The 22,043-nt window shown below is 58.7% G+C and carries 20 protein-coding genes and 1 riboswitch; of the genes, 9 read left to right on the forward strand and 11 right to left on the reverse strand.

The features are described 5' to 3' along the window. Positions 1-1,078 (forward strand): IS66 family transposase (gene tnpC, locus CNQ84_RS16645; RefSeq protein ID WP_096005965.1); only part of this gene is annotated, 1,078 nt, incomplete at its 5' end. A gap of 467 nt (positions 1,079-1,545) precedes the next feature. On the opposite strand, the gene CNQ84_RS16650 is transcribed toward tnpC, so the two are convergent. Further along, positions 1,546-2,466, reverse strand: coding sequence for a site-specific integrase (locus CNQ84_RS16650; protein WP_096005966.1), 921 nt, complete (start codon positions 2,464-2,466; stop codon positions 1,546-1,548). Positions 2,467-3,267: 801 nt separating this feature from the next. Then, entirely contained in the window at positions 3,268-4,878 is a 1,611-nt protein-coding gene (locus CNQ84_RS16655) for an integrase family protein (RefSeq protein WP_096005967.1), read from the reverse strand. Positions 4,879-5,238: 360 nt separating this feature from the next. On the opposite strand from CNQ84_RS16655, the gene CNQ84_RS20545 reads away from it, so the two are divergent. Then, positions 5,239-5,415: a hypothetical protein gene (locus tag CNQ84_RS20545; RefSeq protein ID WP_165771315.1), complete on the forward strand. Its 177-nt coding sequence runs from the start codon at positions 5,239-5,241 to the stop codon at positions 5,413-5,415. A gap of 3 nt (positions 5,416-5,418) precedes the next feature. Here CNQ84_RS20545 and CNQ84_RS16660 read toward each other — a convergent pair whose 3' ends face one another. Further along, a complete protein-coding gene (locus tag CNQ84_RS16660; RefSeq protein ID WP_165771316.1) occupies positions 5,419-6,561 on the reverse strand; it encodes a sensor domain-containing diguanylate cyclase in 1,143 nt (380 codons plus the stop codon). A gap of 255 nt (positions 6,562-6,816) precedes the next feature. Here CNQ84_RS16660 and CNQ84_RS16665 point away from each other — a divergent pair, with 255 nt between their 5' ends. From CNQ84_RS16665 to CNQ84_RS16675, 3 genes are read left to right on the forward strand one after another with little or no spacing between them, the layout of a single operon-like run. Continuing rightward, entirely contained in the window at positions 6,817-8,184 is a 1,368-nt protein-coding gene (locus tag CNQ84_RS16665) for a UDP-glucose dehydrogenase family protein (protein ID WP_096005969.1), read from the forward strand. 60 nt (positions 8,185-8,244) lie between these two features. Further along, complete coding sequence (gene gorA, locus CNQ84_RS16670) at positions 8,245-9,609, forward strand: glutathione-disulfide reductase (protein WP_096005970.1); 1,365 nt, start codon at positions 8,245-8,247, stop codon at positions 9,607-9,609. Positions 9,610-9,638: 29 nt separating this feature from the next. Beyond that, positions 9,639-10,271, forward strand: coding sequence for a trimeric intracellular cation channel family protein (locus CNQ84_RS16675; protein WP_096005971.1), 633 nt, complete (start codon positions 9,639-9,641; stop codon positions 10,269-10,271). On the opposite strand, the gene CNQ84_RS16680 is transcribed toward CNQ84_RS16675, so the two are convergent. After that, positions 10,265-10,750, reverse strand: a complete 486-nt coding sequence (locus CNQ84_RS16680; RefSeq protein ID WP_096005972.1) for a copper chaperone PCu(A)C — start codon at positions 10,748-10,750, stop codon at positions 10,265-10,267. The genes CNQ84_RS16675 and CNQ84_RS16680 overlap by 7 nt on opposite strands. Positions 10,751-10,968: 218 nt before the next feature. Here CNQ84_RS16680 and CNQ84_RS16685 point away from each other — a divergent pair, with 218 nt between their 5' ends. Beyond that, positions 10,969-11,301 carry a PilZ domain-containing protein gene (locus CNQ84_RS16685; RefSeq protein WP_096005973.1) on the forward strand — a complete coding sequence of 111 codons (333 nt, stop codon included), beginning with the start codon at positions 10,969-10,971 and terminating at the stop codon, positions 11,299-11,301. A gap of 37 nt (positions 11,302-11,338) precedes the next feature. Here the strand turns inward: CNQ84_RS16685 and CNQ84_RS16690 are convergent, their stop codons facing one another. The 4 genes from CNQ84_RS16690 to CNQ84_RS16705 form a co-directional block, all read right to left on the reverse strand. Beyond that, positions 11,339-12,460 carry a DUF1513 domain-containing protein gene (locus tag CNQ84_RS16690; protein ID WP_096005974.1) on the reverse strand — a complete coding sequence of 374 codons (1,122 nt, stop codon included), beginning with the start codon at positions 12,458-12,460 and terminating at the stop codon, positions 11,339-11,341. Between the two features lie 3 nt (positions 12,461-12,463). Continuing rightward, a complete protein-coding gene (locus tag CNQ84_RS16695) occupies positions 12,464-13,498 on the reverse strand; it encodes an imelysin family protein (RefSeq protein ID WP_096005975.1) in 1,035 nt (344 codons plus the stop codon). Positions 13,499-13,516: 18 nt separating this feature from the next. Beyond that, positions 13,517-14,929: a di-heme oxidoreductase family protein gene (locus CNQ84_RS16700; protein WP_096005976.1), complete on the reverse strand. Its 1,413-nt coding sequence runs from the start codon at positions 14,927-14,929 to the stop codon at positions 13,517-13,519. Positions 14,930-15,040: 111 nt separating this feature from the next. Further along, on the reverse strand, positions 15,041-16,414 hold the full coding sequence (locus tag CNQ84_RS16705; protein ID WP_096005977.1) for an imelysin family protein: 1,374 nt from the start codon (positions 16,412-16,414) through the stop codon (positions 15,041-15,043). A gap of 157 nt (positions 16,415-16,571) precedes the next feature. Between CNQ84_RS16705 and CNQ84_RS16710 the strand changes: the two genes are divergently transcribed. Beyond that, the gene (locus CNQ84_RS16710) at positions 16,572-16,787 is read left to right on the forward strand and encodes a dodecin (RefSeq protein ID WP_096005978.1); all 216 of its coding nucleotides are present in this window, start codon (positions 16,572-16,574) and stop codon (positions 16,785-16,787) included. 63 nt (positions 16,788-16,850) lie between these two features. Here the strand turns inward: CNQ84_RS16710 and CNQ84_RS16715 are convergent, their stop codons facing one another. Beyond that, the gene (locus CNQ84_RS16715) at positions 16,851-17,318 is read right to left on the reverse strand and encodes a 6,7-dimethyl-8-ribityllumazine synthase (RefSeq protein ID WP_235827242.1); all 468 of its coding nucleotides are present in this window, start codon (positions 17,316-17,318) and stop codon (positions 16,851-16,853) included. A 91-nt stretch (positions 17,319-17,409) separates the two neighbouring features. Beyond that, a riboswitch (FMN riboswitch) is annotated at positions 17,410-17,568 on the reverse strand. A 132-nt stretch (positions 17,569-17,700) separates the two neighbouring features. On the opposite strand from CNQ84_RS16715, the gene CNQ84_RS16720 reads away from it, so the two are divergent. Together CNQ84_RS16720 and CNQ84_RS16725 are read left to right on the forward strand one after the other, a co-directional pair. Continuing rightward, complete coding sequence (locus tag CNQ84_RS16720) at positions 17,701-18,159, forward strand: hypothetical protein (RefSeq protein WP_245841454.1); 459 nt, start codon at positions 17,701-17,703, stop codon at positions 18,157-18,159. A gap of 101 nt (positions 18,160-18,260) precedes the next feature. Further along, the gene (locus CNQ84_RS16725; protein ID WP_096005980.1) at positions 18,261-19,481 is read left to right on the forward strand and encodes an MFS transporter; all 1,221 of its coding nucleotides are present in this window, start codon (positions 18,261-18,263) and stop codon (positions 19,479-19,481) included. Positions 19,482-19,496: 15 nt separating this feature from the next. On the opposite strand, the gene CNQ84_RS16730 is transcribed toward CNQ84_RS16725, so the two are convergent. Beyond that, positions 19,497-20,453 carry a 3-hydroxyacyl-CoA dehydrogenase gene (locus CNQ84_RS16730; protein WP_096005981.1) on the reverse strand — a complete coding sequence of 319 codons (957 nt, stop codon included), beginning with the start codon at positions 20,451-20,453 and terminating at the stop codon, positions 19,497-19,499. Positions 20,454-20,465: 12 nt separating this feature from the next. Next, on the reverse strand, positions 20,466-21,974 hold the full coding sequence (locus CNQ84_RS16735) for a flavin-containing monooxygenase (protein ID WP_096005982.1): 1,509 nt from the start codon (positions 21,972-21,974) through the stop codon (positions 20,466-20,468). Between the last annotated feature and the right edge of the window lie 69 nt (positions 21,975-22,043).

Below are 22,043 nucleotides of genomic sequence, written 5' to 3' on the forward strand. Positions count from 1 at the left end.
CGAGCAACATGTGCGTGGCAAATGGGCCTGTCGTCAGTGCGAAACGCTGATCCAGGCGCCCGTGCCGGCCCAGGTGATCGACAAGGGCATTCCCACCGCCGGCTTGTTGGCCCATGTAATGGTGGCCAAGTTCGCGGACCACTTGCCGCTGTATCGCCAGGAAAAGATCTTTGGCCGTGCAGGCTTGGTCATATCGCGTTCGACGTTGGCGCAGTGGGTAGGCCAAACCGGCGTGCAGCTCCAACCCTTGGTGGATGCATTGCGCGAGGCAGTGCTAGCTCAAGACGTTGTACACGCCGATGAAACACCGGTGCAGATGCTGGCACCCGGCGAGAAGAAAACACACAGGGCTTACGTCTGGGCCTACTGCACTACGCCGTTCTCAGCACTGAAGGCGGTAGTCTATGACTTCAGTCCCAGCCGTGCTGGCGAACATGCGCGTAACTTCCTGGACACCTGGAATGGCAAATTGGTCTGCGATGACTTCGCAGGCTACAAGGCTGGCTTCGAGCAGGGCATCACCGAAATCGGTTGCATGGCGCATGCGCGGCGCAAGTTCTTCGACCTGCATGCCGCCAACAAAAGCCAGCTGGCCGAACAAGCGCTGCACTCGATTGGCGGGCTGTATGAAGTCGAACGGCAAGCCAAAGACCTGAGTGACGAGGATCGCTGGCGAATACGCCAGGAAAAGGCCAAGCCCCTAGCCGACACCTTGCATACCTGGATGCTGGCCCAGCGCGAGCTGGTGCCTGAAGGCTCGGCCATCGCCAAGGCACTGGACTACAGTCTCAAACGCTGGGTGGCGCTAACGCGCTACCTGGATGATGGTGCCGTGCCCATCGATAACAATGCGGTCGAGAACCAGATCAGACCGTGGGCGCTTGGCAGGTCAAACTGGCTGTTCGCTGGATCGTTGCGCAGCGGTAAACGGGCTGCAGCGATCATGAGCCTGATCCAGTCAGCTCGCATGAATGGCCATGATCCGTACGCCTACCTCAAGGACGTGCTAACGCGGTTGCCGACGCAGAAGGCTAGCGAGATCGAGCAACTGCTGCCGCATCAGTGGATGCCGGGCTGATCGGCGCAAGGTGTATTCCCCGTACGCTTACCATCGTTCACCGGCTGGGTGGGGTGTGAGTACAACCCTGCGGTGGGGACCAGAGAAGGATTAAGTTGGATCCGCTCCTTTTGCGGCACTAAAAGCGAATAGCGTTTGTCGCCGAGCGGGGGGCAATATGCAAACTTTGCACATTGCTTTCCGTCGTCCCAACGTCCGTCATCCGTTGGGGGCAATGGTCATTGACAGGCTAGTCCGCACTCCAACTCAAGCCCGTCCCAAAAGAGATCGAGAAACTACTGCCGCATCAGTGGATGCCGAGCTGATCGGCGCAAGGTGCCTTCCCCGTGCGCTTACCTTTTTTTATTTTTACCGGCCGGTACGTTGCCCGGTGTTGCTTCTTTCCGCTTTTTGGAATCCGTATGCGAAGCATGTGGCACGTTGCTTGATGCACCGGCGCCGAGTCCCTGGCGCCGTGCAGATTGTTGTTAAACAGTGCGAGGCTTAGTCTGTTGGTGCGTATTTTTGGGGCTTACGCCCTTAGCCGCAGGTTCTGCCGAATACCACACTGGTTTACTTTTCCTGCTGATTCTAACTTTCGAAAGGTCTGCATTGGATGCTGCCTCCGGTAAGGAGAAATTGCGCTTCGTTGCCGTACGCCTGTCTCCATAACGCTCAATCGACCGCGTAGACCGATGCCCCATGATGTAAGCCATGAGCCTGGGGTCGATGCCGGAGGCTTTGAGGTTGGAGCCCATCTGGTGCCGTAAGCTTCTTAGCGTTGGCTGTACTTTACGCCTGGGCCAAAGCTGCCTGCATTGTTCTCGCAGAGTATCCCTGATTGCCGCAGCGCTGCGGTGTGAGTGTCGATACAGGTCTACTGCTTTAGCCGCAAGCTCAAAATCTGTTTGGTTTGGGAACGTAATATCGCGGTCGGCACCCCTGATGCCTTGATCGTCCTTTTTGGCTCCAATAATATGGAACCCCTCACCAGTGACCTGAATCGAGTGCATCTCACAGGGTCGGACGCCGAGCAGCCAAGCTAGCGTAACGGCAGCAAAAACGTCGTAGTTCCGTGTTTTGCCTAGGTGATGCAGAAGTGCGGCAATATCATCCTCGCTCAGGGCTTTAACCGCGTGAAGCTTCTCTTTAGGAGGGATGGTGCTGCCAGGCAAGGTGGTTGGATTAGGCGTTAGCACGATCCGCTTGGCTGCTGCTGGGTAGCCACGTTCACGAACGTCGAATGACAGTGCATTTTTCAGGACTCTGAAGTAGCCGGGTCTGTAGTCTGCTGCACACCCCGTCAATGCTTCGCATATCGCGCTTGTTGAGAGTTGTGTGCCTGGCATTCTCGTTTTGTAGAAGTTTCTTGCAAGCTTTCGGTATCGTTCTTCGGTGCTCTTCAGCATGTTGGCATCCTTATAGTTATTGTTATTTTTTTGATGTCAAAAGCAGCCGCTTCGCGAAGGGGCGCTTGTTTTTTCGCTCCTGGTCGGAGCGAAAAATCATGTCGGCATGGCATTGGCTGGGCCTCACCTCACCGTTGTTCGTGATGCCCTCGCCAACACCATGCCGCCACTGCGCCCCCATACCCGAAGCGCGGGTATGGTGTGTGCGCACGTACTCGCGCGCATGAGCACGTACCGTGGGTACGCGCTCTGGCAGCGCGCTGCCTGGCTTTGTTTGACATCAAATTCGGTAGCCGGCTCGGGCCGGAAATGAGAGCCAGGGCGTGGCACCCACATCAGACCTCTTCGCTGAGTTCTGGATAGACCGGATTTGACGCGCGCAATAAGCTGTAGCGAAAGCTTCATCATATTATTTTTATAGTTCCCATAGCCGCGCATTTTTTATTGCTGCCATAACATCCACAAGGAATAAAACACCGCGCCCGGCCAACTAGGCATCCAAACTTATTTATCCAGATCAGCAGCAAACCAATGACGCGCTGTATTGTTGCAAATAAGGAAAACATAAAACAATACCCAGCTTACAAATATAACCAACTTTGCCATCAGGCTCTGCGGGATTCACTTGAGGGCAGCACGGAATATAGGGAATTCATAAAGAGGGGGTGCGAAAATCGCTATAGGTGAGAGCGAAGTTCGCACTAGGGGAGAGCGGTTTCAATCCTATCGCGCAAGAGACTAGAGCAAAAATCGCAACATTACGACGCCGGCGGCAACAGGTCTCATCTTTATTTGCAGTAGTTATAAGTGAACACTTATCTTCCTGATCCGGCTTTCATCGATATCAGTGAAATTTTCAAGCTGACCTCGACATACCACATTCTTTTTGCAGCCGGTTATCTGGTAGATCTTTTCTTCTACCTTTTTTGCTGCAGCTCTTACTTCGTGAGCATACATAGTCTTGTAACCATCCGTTACGTCAACGCTACTGCCATAACCATCATGATTGCAAAGAACTTTAATCTGGTATGGGCCTATTTCTGAAGATTCAGCAATTGAGATAAATGTCGCCCTGGCAATCTTTCTGGGTAGATGCTGACCAATTCGACCACCAATTTTCATCATGTAATCACGAACAACAGACTCGGGCAGTCGATCCAGCTGAATGCCAGAGAACACGTATCTTGATGTGCTGTGTTTCATCGAAAAAAGAACCTGGCTGTATGCAGTATCATTGAGCATAAGATGAAACTCTTCACCATTTTTAAGCGTATCTTGCTCGTTTTCTTTTGTGCGCTCAGGGAAAACAATGGCGCGCATTTTATGATTAACGTACGCTTTCCTGATTTTTGCAACCTCATCTGGACGAACACCAGTAAACAGCATAAAGAGTACGGCAGCAGATGCGCATGCAAACGCTGACGCGACATTTCGCTCAGGCCCATCATTGCAGATCTTAATACACTCATTAATAAAGCTAGCCAGCTTGTCGTGCTCAATCCTGATTTTGCTTCGACGGTCTTCATGCCAGATGTTCATCTCGCGCATAATCTCGACCGGGTTCGATGTAATCAGTGATTTGCCTTCATGTCTGCTTGTGACTATTGCGAATCGATAGATAGAACCCAACAAGCCGAGGGCCTTATTTGCTGCACGTTTTCGTTCTTTTGACATCGTCCCGTTTGCCCGCAAAACGGGTTTAGTAATGCTCGCGTGAAGCTCTATCACATCTTCATAGTCGAAGTCACCAAGCGATACATCAGCAATAGAAGAGAGGTAGTTTTTGAACGTTCGACGGTAGTCTTCTCGTGTCGCTTGAGTGATCCTTTGCTTCGCCTTCATCATCTTCTCGAAAGTGCTTTCGACCGTCACAAAGCTTGACTGCTTATCTAGTTTTTCTCGCTCAATGATCTCATCTATTTCACCAATCAGCTTGGCGGCCTGATCTCGAATCGACACGATTTTTGCTTTCGAGTCGTACTTGCTGATCGTAATTCGTTTCATTGTGCCGTTGACTCTCTTTATGACAACGAACGTTTTTGCGCCCCTCGCTGTAACCCTAAGCGCGAGCCCGCGTTGAGTTTTGTCGTAGAAGATCTGCTCTGATTTACCTGCGCTGCACTCAAGCGCTCTGATCGCATCGTGCGTGAATTGAAGCTCGGCCTTTGCCACTTTTCTTACCCCCGAAAACCGGATCGCTGTGAAATCCATGGAAACTTCTGATGACATCTGAGCACCTGGAAGCCCCATTACACCTGCGCCCTGATGGAAACCCATGGAAACTTTCATGGAAACTTTCGGCCCAGCTGAGCCCATCTGTGCCCAGCCTTCGATCTCTTGCCGGTCTAGCCAAAATTGCCATGAGATCAAGAGTATCTTGTTGATTTGAAAGGAAAACAAAGCCCTAATCATGCGAACTCAGCTCATGAAGGCTGTACGCAGCTTTTCTCTGCTCAACACAAGATATGGGGGTAGATTGACTTAAAATCCCTCGATGGCAACATCGTGCCGGTTCGACCCCGGCTCCGGGCACCATCTACCACGCGTCTCGCAGCCATCCAGCAGCAAATACCCTTGGTCCGCGAATTAATACCTGCCCGCCATTCCTGGCTTGTCGCCCATGCAGCCTCACAGCCGTACCACCAAGCCAGAACCACGATCCGTTGTCGTACCCTTCGCTCGCCATGCGCCAACGCTGTTGGTGATTCAAATCAGCACATTGGTCGTCCAAATCGCCTATTCTAGACACAACAAGACGAGCGGGGGTGCTGCATGCAAGGTGAGGTTTTCTGGATAACCATTGGCTTCTTTACCGTCAGCCTGCTGTTGATCTGCATTGGCTGGGGCAAGGTAGAAGGCCGGGTTGGAGTGGCACTTATCTGGTTGGGGGCTCTCATCATGCTGGGTCTGATTTTTGTGCACATTTGGCTAGGCGTGGCAATCGAGTAGCCGTCACGGCGGCTCCGGCAAAGCATGCAGCTCCACTCGGTTGCGCCCCAGATGCTTAGCGCGGTAGAGCGCCAGGTCAGCACTGCGTAGCAGGGCATCGATATCACTGCCGTGACGCGGGAAGCTCGCAACCCCCAGTGAAATAGTCGCAGTCAGCTCGGCGCCGTGCCAATCGAGACGGAGATTGGCAAACACCGCGCGGTAGTGCTCCGCTCGCCGTTTCGCGGTATCGGCATCAGTGTTGGGCAACGCGACCAGAAACTCCTCTCCGCCATAACGACAGACGATATCGCTGGCGCGTGAATGCAATGAGAGCACGTCCGCCAGCGCCGTCAATACCAGGTCACCCGCCTGATGACCGTACTCGTCGTTGACCGTCTTGAAGTGATCAATGTCGATCAGAATCAGCGCCAGGGCCTGCTGGTGGCGAGAGCACTGCACCAGCTCGCGCTCAATACTGACATCGAAATAGCGGCGGTTGTACGCGCCGGTCAGCGGGTCGCGATCAGCCTGGGCGCGCAGCTGTTGTTGCAACAGATTGATTTCGGCCAGTTGCTGGTGCAACGCGTGATTGGCCTCCTGCAAGGCCGCCTCACTGGCGCGCAGCTGTTCGCGCGCCTCGCGAATGCGGATGTTGCGCGAGAAGGCTACGTTACCCACCATCATGAGATACAGCGTCAGGCCGACGATGCACAGCAGGTTGGCGAGCCAATGGTTCAGCGTCGTCAGGTAGGGAGGCTGGACCAGCCAGGCGAGGGCGATGCCCAGCATCAGCGCCGTTGCGGCCTGCACCATGCCGAGCGGGCCGCGAAACACCATCAGGTTGATAGTGATGCCAATCACCATGGTGTAGCTGATCCACAGCGGAAAGCCCAGCAGGCTAATCCAGACGCCAAAGAGCAGGGCATCAAGCAGTAGGCTGTTCAATTCGGTACGCAGAGGGCTGGGTGCGCGCCTGGCGCGCCAGTAGATCAGATGGGGATACAGCAGAAACTGCAGAGTCAGCAAGGTCCAGAGCAGCCAGCCCGGCTGGGTAGCGCTCAGGTGAACAGCAATGGCCGAGAACAGCAAGGCGAAGGAGCCGGTGCGGTTCTTGTGGTTGAGCTGCACAATCCAGTGCGAGTTTTCCGGCGTCGTGCCTGTCATGATCGGCTGCAGTGAAATGACCTGCAGCCGATTGTAGCGAGCAACGGTAGACCCGCATAGAGGGCTCTGAACCCTCTGCGCCACAGATCGCTGCTGTCGCGGGTGATTTCCACGTCCTGCTGGGTGTGGCTGACGTCCACGACATCCCCGCATCGGCAAAATCGCTCTCAGCCGTCATCAAGGCTTCACGTGCAATTAACGCCCCTGTCACGGTGCCGTGGCGCAATCGTTACAGCGCAACGCAGGAGCACAATCATGCAGATGACGGTCATCGGCTGTGGCTACGTAGGACTGGTAACGGCAACCTGTTTTGCCGAGATGGGGAACCGGGTGTGCTGTGTCGACAGCAACGCCAAGCGCGTTGATGCGCTGCAACATGGAGTGGCGCCGATCTTCGAGCCTGGCATCGAGCCGATGATCCAGACCAACCAGCGGGCAGGGCGCCTGACCTTCAGCACCGAGCTGGACACTGCCTGCGCCCGCTCAGAAGTCATCTTTATAGCGGTAGGCACGCCGCCTGCTGCCGACGGCGCCGCCGACATCTCTCAGGTGCTGGCCGTCGCCGCCCGGTTGGCTGCCTGCCTGGAGCAACCGACTGTCGTGGTCTGCAAGTCAACCTCTCCGGTGGGCACCGCCTGCCGAGTGCAGAGCATTCTGGACCAGCACTGCCAGCGCCGCGGCCTCAGCTGGCGCCATACGGTGGTGAGCAACCCGGAATTTCTTAAGGAAGGCGCCGCAATCGACGATTTCATGCGGCCCGACCGCATCGTGCTGGGCTGCGAAGACCCGCACGCCGAGGCCGTGATGCGGTCGCTCTACGAGCCGTTCGTGCGCAACCATGACCGCATACTGAGCATGTCACGCCGTGCGGCGGAAATGACCAAGTATGCGGCCAACACCTTTCTTGCCGCCCGCATTTCCTATATCAACGAAATCGCCAGCCTGTGCGAACAGCTCGGCGTGGATGTCGAGCAGGTGCGTAAGGGGATCGGTTCAGATCAGCGCATCGGCCACCACTTCATCTATGCCGGATGCGGCTATGGCGGCTCATGCTTCCCCAAGGACATTCGCGCGCTGCTGCACATGGCTGACGAGCAGGGCATGCAGTTGCCGATTCTCGAAGCGGTTGAGCAGCGCAATCAGCTGCAGAAAACCTGGCCGCTACGCATGCTGCAGCGGGAGCTAGGCAGCCTTTACGGTCGCACATTGGCGATTTGGGGACTCGCGTTCAAGCCGGGTACAGACGATATCCGTGACGCACCCAGCCTGGTCCTGCTGGACGCCTTGCTAGCTGGCGGCGCCCAAGTGCGGGCCTTCGATCCGGCTGCTAGCGACAACATCGCACAGCGGTATCCGGAGGCGGTGAAGAAAGGCGAACTCCAGCTATTCCAGGACCCTTATGCCGTGCTGAACAATGCCGATGCACTGGTTCTGCTGACCGAATGGAAGCAATTTCGACAGCCTGACTTTCACCTCGTTGCCCAGCGCCTGCGTACCCCGCTGCTGATCGACGGCCGCAACCAGTATGACCCGCAAGCCATGGCCGACCTGGGACTGCGCCACGTTGGGGTGGGTCGTCAGGTTGCGCCACCGGCGTCACCGGTGTTGCGCGAGGTGGTCTGATACCAACCGCTTTGCGGTATGCTGGGGCCCTTTCATTCAGCGTAGGCAGGAAGCAAGCCCATGTCCCAGTATGATTTCGACCTCTTTGTCATCGGCGCAGGCTCTGGTGGTGTGCGAGCCAGCCGCATGGCGGCCGGCTTTGGTGCCCGTGTCGCCGTCGCAGAAGACCGCTACCTGGGTGGCACCTGCGTCAACGTGGGCTGCGTACCCAAAAAGCTGTTCGCCTATGCGGCCCACTTCGCGGAGGACCTGGAGGACGCTGCGGGCTATGGCTGGAATCTGACAGCGGACAGCTTTGACTGGCCGCGTCTGGTGGCCAACAAAAACGCCGAGATCATCCGACTGAATGGCATCTACCGCAATTTGCTGACCTCCGCCGGCGTGCAGTTGTTGGAAGGGCGGGCGCGCCTGCTGGATTCGCACCACGTTGAGGTCAACGGCCAGCGCTACAGTGCCGAACGTATCCTGATCGCCACCGGCGGCTGGCCCTTCATCCCTGATTTTCCCGGTCGCGAGCATGTCATCAGTTCCAATGAAGTCTTCTTCCTGGAGCAACTGCCCAAGCGTGTGCTGGTTGTCGGGGGCGGGTACATCGCCATCGAGTTTGCCGGCATCTTCCACGGCCTGGGCTGCGACACAACCCAGCTCTACCGGGGCGAGCTGTTCTTGCGCGGGTTTGATCAAGGCGTGCGCGAACACATGGCGCACGTGCTCAAGGAAAAGGGCCTGGACCTGCGCTTCAACAGCGATGTAGCGCGCATTGAGCGCAACAGTGACGGGAGCCTGGAGGTGCAGCTCGACAACGGCGAATATCTGCAGACCGACCTGGTGTTGTACGCCACTGGCCGACGCCCGCATGTGGATGGCCTTGGACTGGAAAACACCGATGTCGAGCTGGATGCCAAGGGCAATATCCAGGTCAACGCCCACTACCAGACTACCGACCCGTCCATCTTTGCCATCGGCGACGTCACCGACACGGTCGAGCTGACACCGGTGGCGCTGGCCGAAGGCATGGCACTAGCGCGCTGGTTATACAAACCTGACGAATACCGTGCAGTCGACTACGACGACATTCCTACCGCGGTATTCTGCATTCCCAACATCGCCACGCTCGGGCTCAGTGAGGAGGCTGCGCGCGCGAAGGGACACAAGCTAAAAATCTACGAAAGCCGCTTCCGCGCCATGCGCAACACACTCGCCGGCCGCGCGGAGCAGAGTTTCATGAAGCTCATTGTTGACCAGCAGAGCGACAAGGTACTGGGTGTCCATATGGTGGGGCCGGAAGCCGGCGAGATCGTCCAGGGGCTGGCCGTGGCCGTCAAGGCTGGGGCAACCAAGGCGGTCTTTGACGCCACCCTCGGGATCCATCCCACGGCTGCCGAGGAGTTTGTTACCATGCGCACGCCAAGCCGCGAGGACTGATCGCGGCGCCTGTCTGGAGCGCCCCTCACATGACCTGGTTCTACGCTTTCGACCTGTTCGGCGTGGCGGTTTTCGCGATCACCGGCGCCCTGATGGCCGGTCGCAAATCCATGGACCTGTTTGGCGTGCTGGTCATCGCGATCATCACCGCCTTGGGAGGAGGTACGCTACGTGATGTGATTCTCGGCCACCATCCGGTGAGCTGGATTCGCAACGACGTGTACATCCTGGTCGCCACACTGGCCGCCATAGGGACCGTGCTCTGGGTGCGACTGACCCGGCCAATCAACGAAACAGGTCTGCTGGTCGCCGATGCCTTTGGCCTGGCGGTATTCACCGTCATCGGCACTCAAGTAGCACTCAGCCATGAGGTGCCGGTCAGTGCGGCCGTCATCATGGGTGTGATGACAGGGGTCGCCGGCGGGGTGATGCGCGACATCATCTGCAACGAGATTCCGCTGATATTCCATAAGGAAATCTACGCAACAGCCTGCATTGTCGGCTCGCTGGCGTACATCGCCCTGAGCCAGCTCACCCTGCGCGAAGATATCGCCGCCGGACTGTGCATCACCATTGTGCTGGCGATCCGCCTGGCCGCCATTCGCTGGCATCTGGCGCTGCCACGCTTTCACCTGCTGGACCGCAACGACAGGGCTCAGTGATGCTGATGGTGGTGTTCTTCTTGCGCCGATGACGGCTCATCATCGGCTTGCACATTTACCTGGACCTCAACCTCTCCGGTATTGGCGAACTGCAGCGTCAGCGGGTAGCTATCGCCGGCGGCGAGCGGGCGAGCCAGGTTGAACAGCATCAGGTGATAGCCGCCGGGCGCGAAGGTCACGGTGGCGCCCGGTTCAATGACCAGGGATTCGACGCGTTGCATTTTCATCATGCCATCGGCATGCACATGCTCATGGATCTCCACCTTGCCTGCCACCTCGGTTTGCGCACCGAGCAGGGTGTCAGCGCTATCACCGTGGTTGCTTATGCTCAGATAGGCCGCGCCGGCCGGAGCTACCGGAGGCAAGGCGCGAGACCAGGGATGATCAATGTGTAATTGGCCGGCATCAAACTCATGGGCTTGCACCAGTTGCGCCATTGCGCACCCGATCAGTAACAGCGATAGCTTGTTGAAACGCATGGACAGGCATCCTCGTTGTACGCGTGTTGTGGGCTCACCATACCCGGATCCGGCTGCCAGATGAAGCAGTTCACAGTCGGACGATTACAGCGTCTGCAAAATGTGCGGTAGTTATATAAATTGTGCAGAACATAGCTTTTCGCCATTATTCATTTGTCGCACACTGAGGGCAGGTGATGTGACAGCCTCGGGCCGCCTACCGGAAAAATGAGCACGCCATGACAGAACGCAGACGATTGGAGCGACACCAAGTGAGTAGCAGCCTGGAAGTGTTTGACCTCGATACCGGGGACCATCTTGGACGCATTGTAGACCTGCATGTAGAGGGTCTTATGCTGCTGAGTGATCGACCGGTCGATCTGTTCCGATCCTTCGCCCTGCAGGTCAACCTGCCGATGACCCTGAACGGAGTTCGTGAGTTTCTCCTGGATGCCGAAAGCCTCTGGAACCGCGAAAGCATCAACGGCAAGCAGTACTGGACCGGCATGCACTTCACCAACCTGCCCGAGGCCTCGCGCCTGTGCATCGAAAGAATGGTCGCCAGCGTCTGATGCCGGCGACCAGGCGGTAACTGAAGACTGGCAACACTCAGGCGCCGATGAACTGACCCGGTGTCAGGTGGTTGTCCCAGCGGACCGGAAAGCTACCGTGTGGCACTGCCTGATCATTGTCAGCCGACAGCAGATACACTCCACCTAATCCTGACGTCACTACAAAACCTTGCTCGCCAAAGGGCAGAGCGCCGGCAACATCTTGCACGGCAACCCGTTGCAGCAGCTCGCCGGTGCGATAATTGATGATGATGGCACGATTGCCCAGCGGAGCAGTGACAACGGCCAGCGGCGCATGACGGCTGATGGCAATACTGGCCGTGTAGTTACGCAAACCAGCCAGCTCTTCCTGCGGCAACTCAGGTTCGGAAAACACCCCCGTCGCCGTATCCAGCCTGGCCAGCAGCGGCGGCGTTTCCCACTCGGGGCCTTCGTACTGGTACCCGGCGATCACGACGCCGTCCGGACTGACATCCAGGTGGCGACAACTCAATTGATGGTGCGAGGGCGTGTAGCGCGCAGTGACGGCACCAGAGTGCCGGTCCAGCAGCAGCAGGGCTGGCTCCATGCGATCCAGATTCAGCTTGATGCGATCATAGTCCGGATGGGTCTCGATGCCGCCCAGCGCTACGATCAGGGTATCGCCATCCGGGTGCAGGCGCAGCTCGTGCGGCCCGATGCCCTGCAGATCGAAGTCGGCAACCTGACGATAGCCATCAAAAGCGTCGTATACCCGCACCAGACCAGCAGAGGTGTGATAGTTATTCATGGTGACATACAGCAGGCGTGCGTCCGGGCTGTACACACCGTGGCCGTAATAGTGATGACCATCGCCGGCGTGCACGCTGCGCTCCAACTGACCGGTGCGCGTGTTGATCACATGCATCTCACGGCCGGGGCGACGGGCAAACACCACAACATGGTCGCCGTGGGGCTGCGGGCAGCCACCATGGCAACGCTCGGCGACCGGGATCTGAAAGCGCTGCTGGCCGCGGCTATCCACCCCGCTGATGTAGTGCCGTCCCTCCGCGTCGTTAACGGCGCTGACCAGTTCCAGCGGCGCTGGCCGCCCCAGGAGAGCACCGGTGCTGCAGGCACTGGCCGCGGTCACCGAGGCGCCCGCAAGAGACGCCTTGAGAAAGCCTCGACGAGTGAGCATGACTCAGTCCCCGTCGCTCGAGTTGAAGCCGCGAACGATGCCCAGCTTGCTCGCGACCGGACCAGTCAGGATCGCACCGGTGGCGCGAACGTCCTCGAGCAGCGCCGTCAGGCTCGCTACGCCTTCTTCGGTCTCCAGCAGAGGGGTGATATCTGCCGGCAATCCATCAAAATGCGCCAGCGTCTTATTCAGTTGGATGCTGAACTGTTCGGCCAGATCAGCCGCGTTGTTCTCGGCCATCAACAGATTAAGGCCAGGCACAAAGTAGTCGGCCATCCCTTGCAGGGACGCCCGTAAGGTCACCAGTGACTGCTCGCTGCGCCAGGCATCAGCCAGATACGGGTTGGGCCGACCGGTTCCACGCACACCCAGCGGCGCAGCCAGCCGCCAGTCTGCCATGATTTCGAGGGCATGCATGGCAGAGGTGAGGGTGCCGTTGTTGTAATCGTTTACTTCGAGATAACGAGACTGCAGCTGCCCCCAGTCGGCAGACAGCCCTTCGGCGTTCTGCTTCAGGTTGCCGCTGATAGCCCTCAGCAGGGCACAGCTCCGCTCGGCGGGCAACGCACGCTCCCCGTCGGTGATCTGCGGGTCGTACAGCAGATATTCAGCCGCCGGAAAGCCCTGGATGGCGACACTGTCGCGAGACAGAACGTCAACATCAATCGGCTTATCATTGCCCAGCCAGTAGCGAGCCTTGCTCGCAGTCAGATTTTTGGGGTCAGGCCAGAACTGAAACTTCCAGGCCCGCGTGTTCTGCTCAATCGGCCCAAAGTCGACAAAGCGCACCGCCTGCCAGCTGTTGAAGGCGGACAGCCACTGTTCCCTGACCGCCTGCAGCCCGGCATCCGTCGGCTCAGCGCAGTACTCGCTGGTCAGTTGAGCAAAGGTGTTGGTGCTGCTGGCCAGTTGCTCGTAGCCGTGACCAATCTGGGCATGCCATGCAGCACGCGGCGTTTCCGCCATGGCCTGGGCGCTAAGGCCCAGCGTCAGGGCCGCCATCACAGGCAGGCGGAGCAGGGTGGTTGTCGCCTTCATATAAACAGGTATCCCGGTTCAGAGAGAGTTAAGGAAGCGCAGCAAAGCTTCGCGCTCGTTGACTGGCAGCAGGCGGTATTCGTCAGCAGCGGCACGGGCTTCGCCGTCGTGCCAGAGAATCGCATGCTCGACGGTTTCAGCGCGGCCATCGTGCAGGAAGCCCGCCGACGGATTGACCGTCTTGGTCAGGCCCAGCCCCCAGAGCGGCGGTGTGCGCCATTCGGTACCATCGGCCAGAAACTCATCACGCCCATCCGCCATGCCAGGTCCCATGTCGTGCAGCAACAGATCCGTGTAAGGCCAGATAACCTGTTCGCTCAAGTCGGCGCGCTCGTGCTGTCCGGTGGTGTAAGAGGGCGTGTGGCAAGCCGCGCAACCGATCTGGTTGAACAGCTCGGCGCCACGCTGCATCTGAGGATCATCCATGTCGCGGCGGGTTGGAACAGCCAGACTCATGCTGTAGAACTCGATAAAGCCCGCTACCTTGTCGCTGACCTCGGGTAGCCCGCCGTTGGGGAAACGCTCGCACTGTTGCTGCGGCGTACAGTCGGTGGACAGGGCAACGCTCGAGGTCAGCCCCATGTCGCCGGCAAAGGCATCCATGCTTTGCTGCAGCACGTTCGGTTGCCCGGCTTTCCAGCCGAAGCGACCCAGGACGGTTTTCTCCGCAACGCGGTCCCAGACCTGGTTGGCACGTCCGGAAATACCATCACCGTTTTCATCCTCAGGGTCGGCTGCAGCCAGCAGCACGTCCTCAGGAATGGCCTGTAGCAGGCCCAGACCGATCATCGGCGGCGCAACGCGGGGCGAGGTCAGCAGGTCCTCGGACATCTCGCCGTAGTTGGGGTTTTCAATGCGATAAATGGGCTTGCGCATGACCACTTCAGTGCCATCACCAAGCGTCTGGGTAACCGCCTTCCACTCGACGATCAGGTCCGCCTCGGGTTTCATGCCGGGAATAGCGGCCGTCTGCAACTGCCCGCCATAAACCGGGTCTGGTACCACGCCGTGCTCACGCAAAAAGTCTGCGTCGCGCTCGGGGTCCGCCGGAATGGACAACCGCAGAAACAGGGAGACAGAGGGAGCATCGACGGAGGCCGGCGCATGACCACGGCCATCCTTCAGGTGACACCCCTGACAGGAATTGGTGTTGAACAGCGGACCGAGGCCGTCGCGTGCGTCGGTGCTCGAAGGCGCAACCACCCAGGGATTACGAAAAAAACTGTTACCGACGCTGAAATCCAGTCGTCGGGTCATCGGCATGTTGCCCTGAGGCAACGAGTAGGCGTTCTGATCGTGCTGATCGACGCTGCCCGCACCGCCGCTCAGCGGGGTGTCCTGCAATGGATAAGAGGTCTCTGCCGCGTGGCAGAAGGCAGAAAAAAACAGAGCCGCAAAGGAGGCGGCCGAAATGAATTTTGTGTAGAGCATAAAGCCTGTATCACTGTGCGCGGTACTGGTACCAGCGAGATCAATCCTGCTCAACGAAAGCGGCGGACAGGGCTCTCAACCCTGTCCGCCGCTCTGGTTCAAGCCATCAAATCAGAACTGATGACCAGCATCGTCCGGTTCAAGGGACTCGACACCCACCACAGCAGCAACCTGCTCGATAGAGCCGGTTTGCTCGACCAGGGCCGCGATCGCATCGTTGATGACCTTGGCTCCCTCGGCGTTGTCGGGGGCAATCATCATATCAAAGGCAACCGGGTTTTCTGTCCGCTCGGCGGTCTGTTTCATGTGACCCAATGCCGCAACGCTGGCGTCCAGCTGCGCGGTCAACGCCTCATTCAGCTCAGGCTTGTCTGCTACGACCAGATCGGACAGTGATGCACCGCTCAGCTCGGTACCGTCAATACGCTTGTAGGTACCGGTATAGACATTCTGGATACCCAGCGCGTTGTAGTAGTGCGAGTTATGGGTGTTGTCGCTGAAGCAGTCGTGCTCGTCCTCGTAGGAGTTGGCTTCCAGCGCGACCTTCATGCGCTCGCCGGCCAGCTCGCCGAGCGACAGCGAGCCCATGCCGAACAGCATTTTCTGGTAGGCAGCCGACGGTGCCATGGCAGTCAGCTCAGCGCGGTAGTTGTCGTCCACGTCCGGCTTCCACTGGTCAACCATCCACTGCAGGTCGGAAACCAGCAGATCGGTTACCGCGTCCAGATACTGACCGCGGCGCTCGCAGTTACCATTTGTGCAGGCATCACCAGCAGCGTAGTCGGTGGCCTTGCGGTCGCCGGCGCCGGCTTCAAACCCGTTCAGGTCCTGGCCCCAGAGCAGAAACTCGATAGCGTGGTAGCCGGTGGCAACGTTGGCCTCGGAACCGCCCACTTCGTTGAGGCTGGCCAGCAGCTCGGGAGTCAGTGTGGTCAGGTCCATGGTCTCGCCACCGATATTCAGCTCGGTATTGGCGATGATGTTGGCGTTGGCGCCGTCGTTACCCAGCGCATGCTGGTAGTCGTCGCTCTTAACGTAGTCGATCAGGCCTTCATCCAGCGGCCAGGCGTTGAGCTGACCTTCCCAGTCGTCAACAACCGCGTTGCCGAAGCGGAAAACCTCGGATTGCTGATAGGGCACGCGGGCTTGCAGCCAGGCTTCCTTGGCAGCGGCCAGGGTTTCTTCGCTGGGGTTGGCAATCAACGCGTCAGTCGCTTTATCAAGCGCCTGCGCGGTGGTCAGCGCATCTTCAAAAACCGCCAGAGCCATATCGGAGTAGTGCGCAACAACGGCTTCTGGAGCCACCGCAGCGGCAGTGCTGGCAGCCTCTGTCGACGCCTCGGAGGTGGTTGCAGCCGGTGCGCTTTCAGCAGCGGGTGCAGCAGCCTCAGGGGCTTTGGATTCGTCGCTGTCAGAGCAGGCGGTCAGCAGAAAAGAGGTGGAAATTGCCAGCGCAAGCGCCTGCAAAGGAAAACGCGCAGCCATATAAAACTCCCTGTTGGCGTTAAAGGATTAATCAATGATAGTGATTAGCATTCGAGATTATATGCTCCTGCTCATATATTGCAATGCGGTGATCAGGCAGCAATCGGGGTCTTTGCCATACTCAGGACTCATTATCCGAATGTTGAGGAGGCCTGCGATGTCCAATCATCACGTCTACAAGAAGGTCGAGGTTGTCGGCTCATCCACTGAGAGCACTGATGACGCGATTCGGGTGGCGATTGCCGAGTGCGGCAAGACCATCCGCTATATGGAGTGGTTCGAAGTCAAGGAAACACGCGGTCACATAATCGACGACAAAGTCGCGCATTTTCAGGTAGTGCTGCAAATCGGCTTTCGCATCGCCGGCAGTTGAAAGCTCAGCCGGAGCATTGATTGCCTCTGCACGCCTGGCGGAGGCAATCGGCGCCCGCTGCAATCAGCCCTGCAGCGCCTGCCAGTGCAGCTGCATAGCTGCTGCGGCGGCGCTGGCCAGCTCTCGGCCCTTGGTAACAAAGTGCGTGCGGTAGTAAGTCTGGTGCTCAGCATGTTCATGGAAATGGTGCGGTGTGAGCACCGCCGTCAGCACCGGAATCTCGGTCTCCAGCTGCACTTGCATCAAGCCACTGATTACCGCGTTGGCTACAAAATCGTGGCGGTAGATGCCGCCGTCAACCACCAGACCGGCACAGGCAATCGCCGAATAGCGGCCGCTCTTGGCCAGCAACTTGGCCTGTAGCGGTATTTCGTAGGCGCCAGGCACAGCAATCACGTCGACCTTGTCGGCCGCGTAACCGCGCTGGCTGATTTCTTCACGGAAGCCATCCAGGCAGCGCAACACGATATCGGCGTGCCAGGAAGCGTGGATAAAGGCAATGCGCTGTTGCGCAGGATCAAATTGAGTCATCGTCTTGCTCTGATTCATGAGTACGTCTGGTTGCTAGTGAATCAGGGCGAACGGGCAGGGCTACGCGAGCCTGATGGCCACGCAGCATCCAACACGCTCTCTCTTATCCGGACTATTACCGTCGGCTCCGGAATGACACCGGATCTGCTGACCTCTGCTACTGCAGAGCGCTCGCGGGCTGGGAGCGCGAGCATGGCCTGCAGACTCCATCACCGCCGGTGGGGAGTTGCACCCCGCCCCGAGAACGATGCCGCATCACGCTGGACGCGGCGGGGCCCAATATAGGGAACAGCGTGATCGGGGTCAAAGCCGATAACCGCTAAAGTCCCTTCATCACCGACCGATATAGACAGATATCCACCTCTTTTTACAGGACACTTCCATGCGCATCGGCGACTTGACCTGGAGTAACCCGACGCCGCCTTCGGCTGAAGCAAGCGCGACGCCGACCACGGAAGGCACTGCGCCACTGAAGAGCAACCGCGATATAGCCGAGAGCGTCAAGGTGTCCCTGTCCGAGCGCGCTGAGCGTACCCAGCAAAGCCGCAGCACCGAGGACATCGATGACAGCGACCTGCCGCAGTTGATCAAGCGCCTGCTCAAGCAGATTCGCGAGCTGAAACAGCAAATAGCCGAGCTGCAGCAGCAGATGGCCGAGCTGGCTCGTCAGCAGGGGTTGACCGACGAGGAGCGCGCGACCCGCCTGGACGCTCTGCGCACTGAGCTGACCAGCCTGTCCAGCGCCCTTACCAGCGCCTACAGTGCCCTGGCGAAGGCAATGAAGCAGCAGAACCTGAGTGATGAACAGCGCACCAGCGTGCTGCAATTGATGAACGCCTAGGTACGATTTACGCAACAGTGTTTTGAGATAGCCCGCCAATAACGTTCGAGATAACTCGAACAAACATGCGTAACATGGCCTCCTTTCCAACAGGAGGCCCCATGCCTGCAGCCGAGCACCGCGGCATTACCACCGGGTTGATGTTCTTTCTTGCCGCGTGCTGCGGCGTGATCGTGGCCAATCTCTACTACGCTCAGCCGTTGGTAGGGCCCGTCAGTGCATCCCTGGGGCTGGATCCGCAGGCCAGCGGCCTGATTGTCACCCTGACCCAGATTGGCTACGTCATCGGGCTGGTGCTGGTCGTCCCGCTGGCCGACCGTCTGGAGAACCGCACACTGATCAGTGCGATGGTGTTGCTGCTGGCGGTAGCGTCATTGGGCACGGCGCTTTCGAACTCGGCGCAGACCTTCCTGCTGTGCTCGCTGATCATCGGCATTGGCGCGGTAGCGGTGCAGATCATCGTCCCATTATCGGCTCACCTGACAAGTCCGGCGTACCGGGGCAGGGTGGTCGGTAATGTCATGGGCGGACTGATGTTCGGCATCATGCTGGCCCGTCCGGTTTCCAGCATGGTTACCGACCTGCTGGGCTCATGGCGCTGGGTATTCGTGTTCTCCGCAGCGCTGATGGTGTTGCTGGTGCTGGTGATTCAGCGGGTTCTGCCACGCCGCACACCGTCAGCCAGCATGGGCTACTTCGCACTCCTTCGCTCAATGGGCAGATTGGCTGTGGAAACGCCGGTACTGCAACGCAGGGCTTTCTATCAAGCCATGATGTTTGGTGCGTTCAGCCTGTTCTGGACAACCACCCCTCTGTTGCTTGCCGGCCCCGACTATCTGCTGTCACAGTCAGGCATCGCGCTCTTCGCGCTGGCAGGGGTCGCCGGTGCCATCGCCGCGCCGGTTGCCGGTCAACTGGCCGATCGGGGGCTCACGCGCCCCGCGACTATCGGCGCCATGCTGTCGGTGATCATCGCCTTTGCCATTACCCACGTCAGCGCGCCGGGGTCGCACCTCTCGCTGGCGCTGCTGGTGATAGCGGCGGTGCTACTGGACCTGGGCGTGTCCGGCAACGTCGTCCTCGGGCAACGCCTGATCTATGCTCTGGGAGAAGCTGAGCGCAGCCGCCTGAACGCCATCTACATGGCAACCTTTTTTGTCGGCGGTGCGTTAGGTTCGGCGCTTGGCACCTGGGCCTATGTCAGCGGCGGCTGGCTGGCTGCCTCGCTGCTGGGCAGCCTGATGCCGGCAGGTGCGCTGCTGGTCCTCTGGCTTGCGGACCCAGCACCAGCAGCCGATGAAAGGGAAGCCGAGCCGGGCTAATCAGCCAGGGATCGACTAGCCCGGCCGCGTCAGTCGCACGATATCCTCAACGGCCTCCAGGCCGGGTACGGCAAGGAAGTCAGACGCGGCGTAAGCCGGGTTCGGATACTGGTAGTAGCCGCTGCCGGTCTGTAAGCCCATCTTGCCCTGATCAATCAGTTGCTCCTTGATATAGGCTGCATTGCGCAGCGTCTGCGCGTCGCTATGCTGGTGACCCCAGTAGTTCAATACGTCGTAGCAGGTCTTCATGCCGATGACATCCATGATGCCAAATGGCCCCAGCGCCACTCCCCGATTAGTGATCATGTAGGTTCGATCAACCATCTCCGGCGTTGAGATGCCATTGGTTACCAGCGTCTGCGCAGCGCCGAGTAACGGCACCAGCAGCGAGTTGAGCACGTACCCGTTCTGAGGCTTCTGGATGGGGATAGGGACCATGCCGATTTCAATGGCGAAAGCGGCAATGGCGCGCAGGGTCGGTTCCGCTGTGCCGGCATGCGCCATGATCTCGGCAACATTCATCGACCAGATCAGATTGGCGAAGTGCAGGGCGCAGTATTGAGCTGGCCGCCCAGTGTCTTCGGCAAAGTCGCTGGGCAACAACGTGGAGGAGTTAGTTGCAATCAGGCAGTGCGGCTGCAGCAACGGCGCCAGCCGGCAATACACCTGCGTCTTGACTTCGGGGATCTCCGGCACCGCTTCGATCACCAGGTCCGCCTGTGCCACCGCATCAGCCAGATCGGTACTGTACCGCAAGCGCTGACGCGCCTGTTCCAGTTGCTCGTCGCAGGCGCCCAGGTCGGCGCGATAAATCTCGGAGTACTGTTCGTGGGCTACTCTGCAGCGGCCCAGGGCCTCCTCGAACAGGTCGTAAACCACCACATCCTTGCCCATGTAGGCACTGTGCCAGGCAATCTGCCCACCCAAAACGCCGGCACCGAGTACCGTCAGCTTGTTCAGTTCACTACTCATCTCGGTCTCCGCTCAGGCCGCGCGCACATCGCGCGATGTGGGGCCGGGCTTGGCAGCTCGGCTTCGTTCAGTCAGCTCCAGCATTGTGTCCTCGACCGGCTCCTCAAGGAGCATCTCGCGGTCTCGCTCGTAGGCATTTAGCAGCCGCCAGGGCGCGCTGCGGCCCTGGCGCGGCAGGATGGTATTGCCGCGCTGCACATAACCGGACTGCAATGCCCCCATCATGGATTCAGCGGCCACCAGGTTGTTGTCGTGATCACGCGGGGTAGCCACCTGTACGCCAGCGGCGCGCATGTGGTTGAGCAAACGGCAGACCCACTGCGCAGCAATGTCCGACTTGAGCGTCCAGGGTGCGTTGGTATAGCCAAATATCCAGGCCATGTTCAGCACGTCCTGCAGCATGACGCCCTTGTAGGTCATGCGCTGATTGATATCGAACGGCTGGCCGTCGATCAGCATTCGCGTGCCGCCCAGCACCTGCAAAGTCAGACCCGTGGCCGTGATGATGATGTCCGCGTCAAGCTGTGCGCCGGACTTGAGGCGAATACCGCTCTCGGTAAAACAGTCAATCTCATCGGTCACCACAGACGCCTTGCCACTGTTGATCGCCTTGAACAGATCCCCGTCCGGCACCGCACACAGGCGCTGATCCCAGGGCATGTAGGACGGGGTGAAATGCGTCATCTGCGACGGATCATCAAGCTGCTCGGCGAGCTTCTTCAACAGAAAACGACGGGTGCCCTCAGGCCAGCGTTTGGCGGCCTTGAATATCCAGCGCTGAATCGCGATATTGCGCTTGCGTGCCAGACCAAACACCCAGTCATTCGGCAGAACCTTGCACAACATCTCGGTAATTCGATCGTGCGCTGGCACCGTCATGATGTAGGAGGGTGAGCGCTGCAGCATGGTGATATGCCCGACCTGCGGGGCCATTGCCGGCACCAGCGTGACTGCCGTCGCACCACTGCCGATAACCACCACCTTCTTGCCGCTGTAATCCAGATCCTGCGGCCAGTGCTGCGGATGAATACACTGCCCCTGATAGCGCTCGACGCCCGGAAAATCGGGCAGGTAGCCGGCCTTGTGGTCATAGTAGCCGGTGCAACTGATGAGAAAATCACAGCTGTAGTGACGGGTCTGTCCGGTGGTCAGGTCACGCGCGCTGACGACCCACTGCTGCTGTTCGGAGCACCACTGCACCTGCTCGGTCTCGATACCAAAGCGGATCTTCTGCTCAACGCCGTATTCGCGCGCGGTGTCGCTGATATAGCGACGAATCGACTCGCCGTCAGCCAGGGTCTGCAGGTCGTTCCAGGGGCGGAAGGCGAAGCCAAAGCTGAACATGTCGGAATCCGAACGAATGCCAGGGTAGCGGAACAGGTCCCAGGTGCCACCCACCTGCTGGCGGCGCTCGAGAATCGCGATGCGCTTGTCGGGGCAGTTCTGGCTGAGGTGCACGGCGGTACCGATGCCGGACAGGCCGGCACCGATGATCAGTACATCGAGGTGCTCATTCGTCATGATTGTCTCTCTTGTTGTCTGACGTTTTGCAAGGTCACTATAGACTGCCTGCAAGCCATCGCAGCCGAC

This window comes from Pseudomonas abyssi, assembly GCF_002307495.1.
Lineage (GTDB): Bacteria > Pseudomonadota > Gammaproteobacteria > Pseudomonadales > Pseudomonadaceae > Halopseudomonas > Halopseudomonas abyssi.

What these genes read in the sequence shown, in the direction of transcription:
- CNQ84_RS16690 (WP_096005974.1), bottom strand. Translation starts at nt 12,460, where the DNA reads ATGCTCACTCGTCGAGGCTTTCTCAAGGCGTCTCTTGCGGGCGCCTCG.
- CNQ84_RS16685 (WP_096005973.1), top strand. Translation starts at nt 10,969, where the DNA reads ATGACAGAACGCAGACGATTGGAGCGACACCAAGTGAGTAGCAGCCTG.
- CNQ84_RS16725 (WP_096005980.1), top strand. Translation starts at nt 18,261, where the DNA reads ATGCCTGCAGCCGAGCACCGCGGCATTACCACCGGGTTGATGTTCTTT.
- CNQ84_RS16720 (WP_245841454.1), top strand. Translation starts at nt 17,701, where the DNA reads ATGCGCATCGGCGACTTGACCTGGAGTAACCCGACGCCGCCTTCGGCT.
- CNQ84_RS16655 (WP_096005967.1), bottom strand. Translation starts at nt 4,878, where the DNA reads ATGATTAGGGCTTTGTTTTCCTTTCAAATCAACAAGATACTCTTGATC.
- CNQ84_RS16695 (WP_096005975.1), bottom strand. Translation starts at nt 13,498, where the DNA reads ATGAAGGCGACAACCACCCTGCTCCGCCTGCCTGTGATGGCGGCCCTG.
- CNQ84_RS16660 (WP_165771316.1), bottom strand. Translation starts at nt 6,561, where the DNA reads ATGACAGGCACGACGCCGGAAAACTCGCACTGGATTGTGCAGCTCAAC.
- CNQ84_RS16665 (WP_096005969.1), top strand. Translation starts at nt 6,817, where the DNA reads ATGCAGATGACGGTCATCGGCTGTGGCTACGTAGGACTGGTAACGGCA.
- CNQ84_RS16700 (WP_096005976.1), bottom strand. Translation starts at nt 14,929, where the DNA reads ATGCTCTACACAAAATTCATTTCGGCCGCCTCCTTTGCGGCTCTGTTT.
- CNQ84_RS16675 (WP_096005971.1), top strand. Translation starts at nt 9,639, where the DNA reads ATGACCTGGTTCTACGCTTTCGACCTGTTCGGCGTGGCGGTTTTCGCG.
- gorA (WP_096005970.1), top strand. Translation starts at nt 8,245, where the DNA reads ATGTCCCAGTATGATTTCGACCTCTTTGTCATCGGCGCAGGCTCTGGT.
- CNQ84_RS16680 (WP_096005972.1), bottom strand. Translation starts at nt 10,750, where the DNA reads ATGCGTTTCAACAAGCTATCGCTGTTACTGATCGGGTGCGCAATGGCG.
- CNQ84_RS20545 (WP_165771315.1), top strand. Translation starts at nt 5,239, where the DNA reads ATGCAAGGTGAGGTTTTCTGGATAACCATTGGCTTCTTTACCGTCAGC.
- CNQ84_RS16715 (WP_235827242.1), bottom strand. Translation starts at nt 17,318, where the DNA reads ATGACTCAATTTGATCCTGCGCAACAGCGCATTGCCTTTATCCACGCT.
- CNQ84_RS16735 (WP_096005982.1), bottom strand. Translation starts at nt 21,974, where the DNA reads ATGACGAATGAGCACCTCGATGTACTGATCATCGGTGCCGGCCTGTCC.
- CNQ84_RS16650 (WP_096005966.1), bottom strand. Translation starts at nt 2,466, where the DNA reads ATGCTGAAGAGCACCGAAGAACGATACCGAAAGCTTGCAAGAAACTTC.
- CNQ84_RS16705 (WP_096005977.1), bottom strand. Translation starts at nt 16,414, where the DNA reads ATGGCTGCGCGTTTTCCTTTGCAGGCGCTTGCGCTGGCAATTTCCACC.
- CNQ84_RS16730 (WP_096005981.1), bottom strand. Translation starts at nt 20,453, where the DNA reads ATGAGTAGTGAACTGAACAAGCTGACGGTACTCGGTGCCGGCGTTTTG.
- CNQ84_RS16710 (WP_096005978.1), top strand. Translation starts at nt 16,572, where the DNA reads ATGTCCAATCATCACGTCTACAAGAAGGTCGAGGTTGTCGGCTCATCC.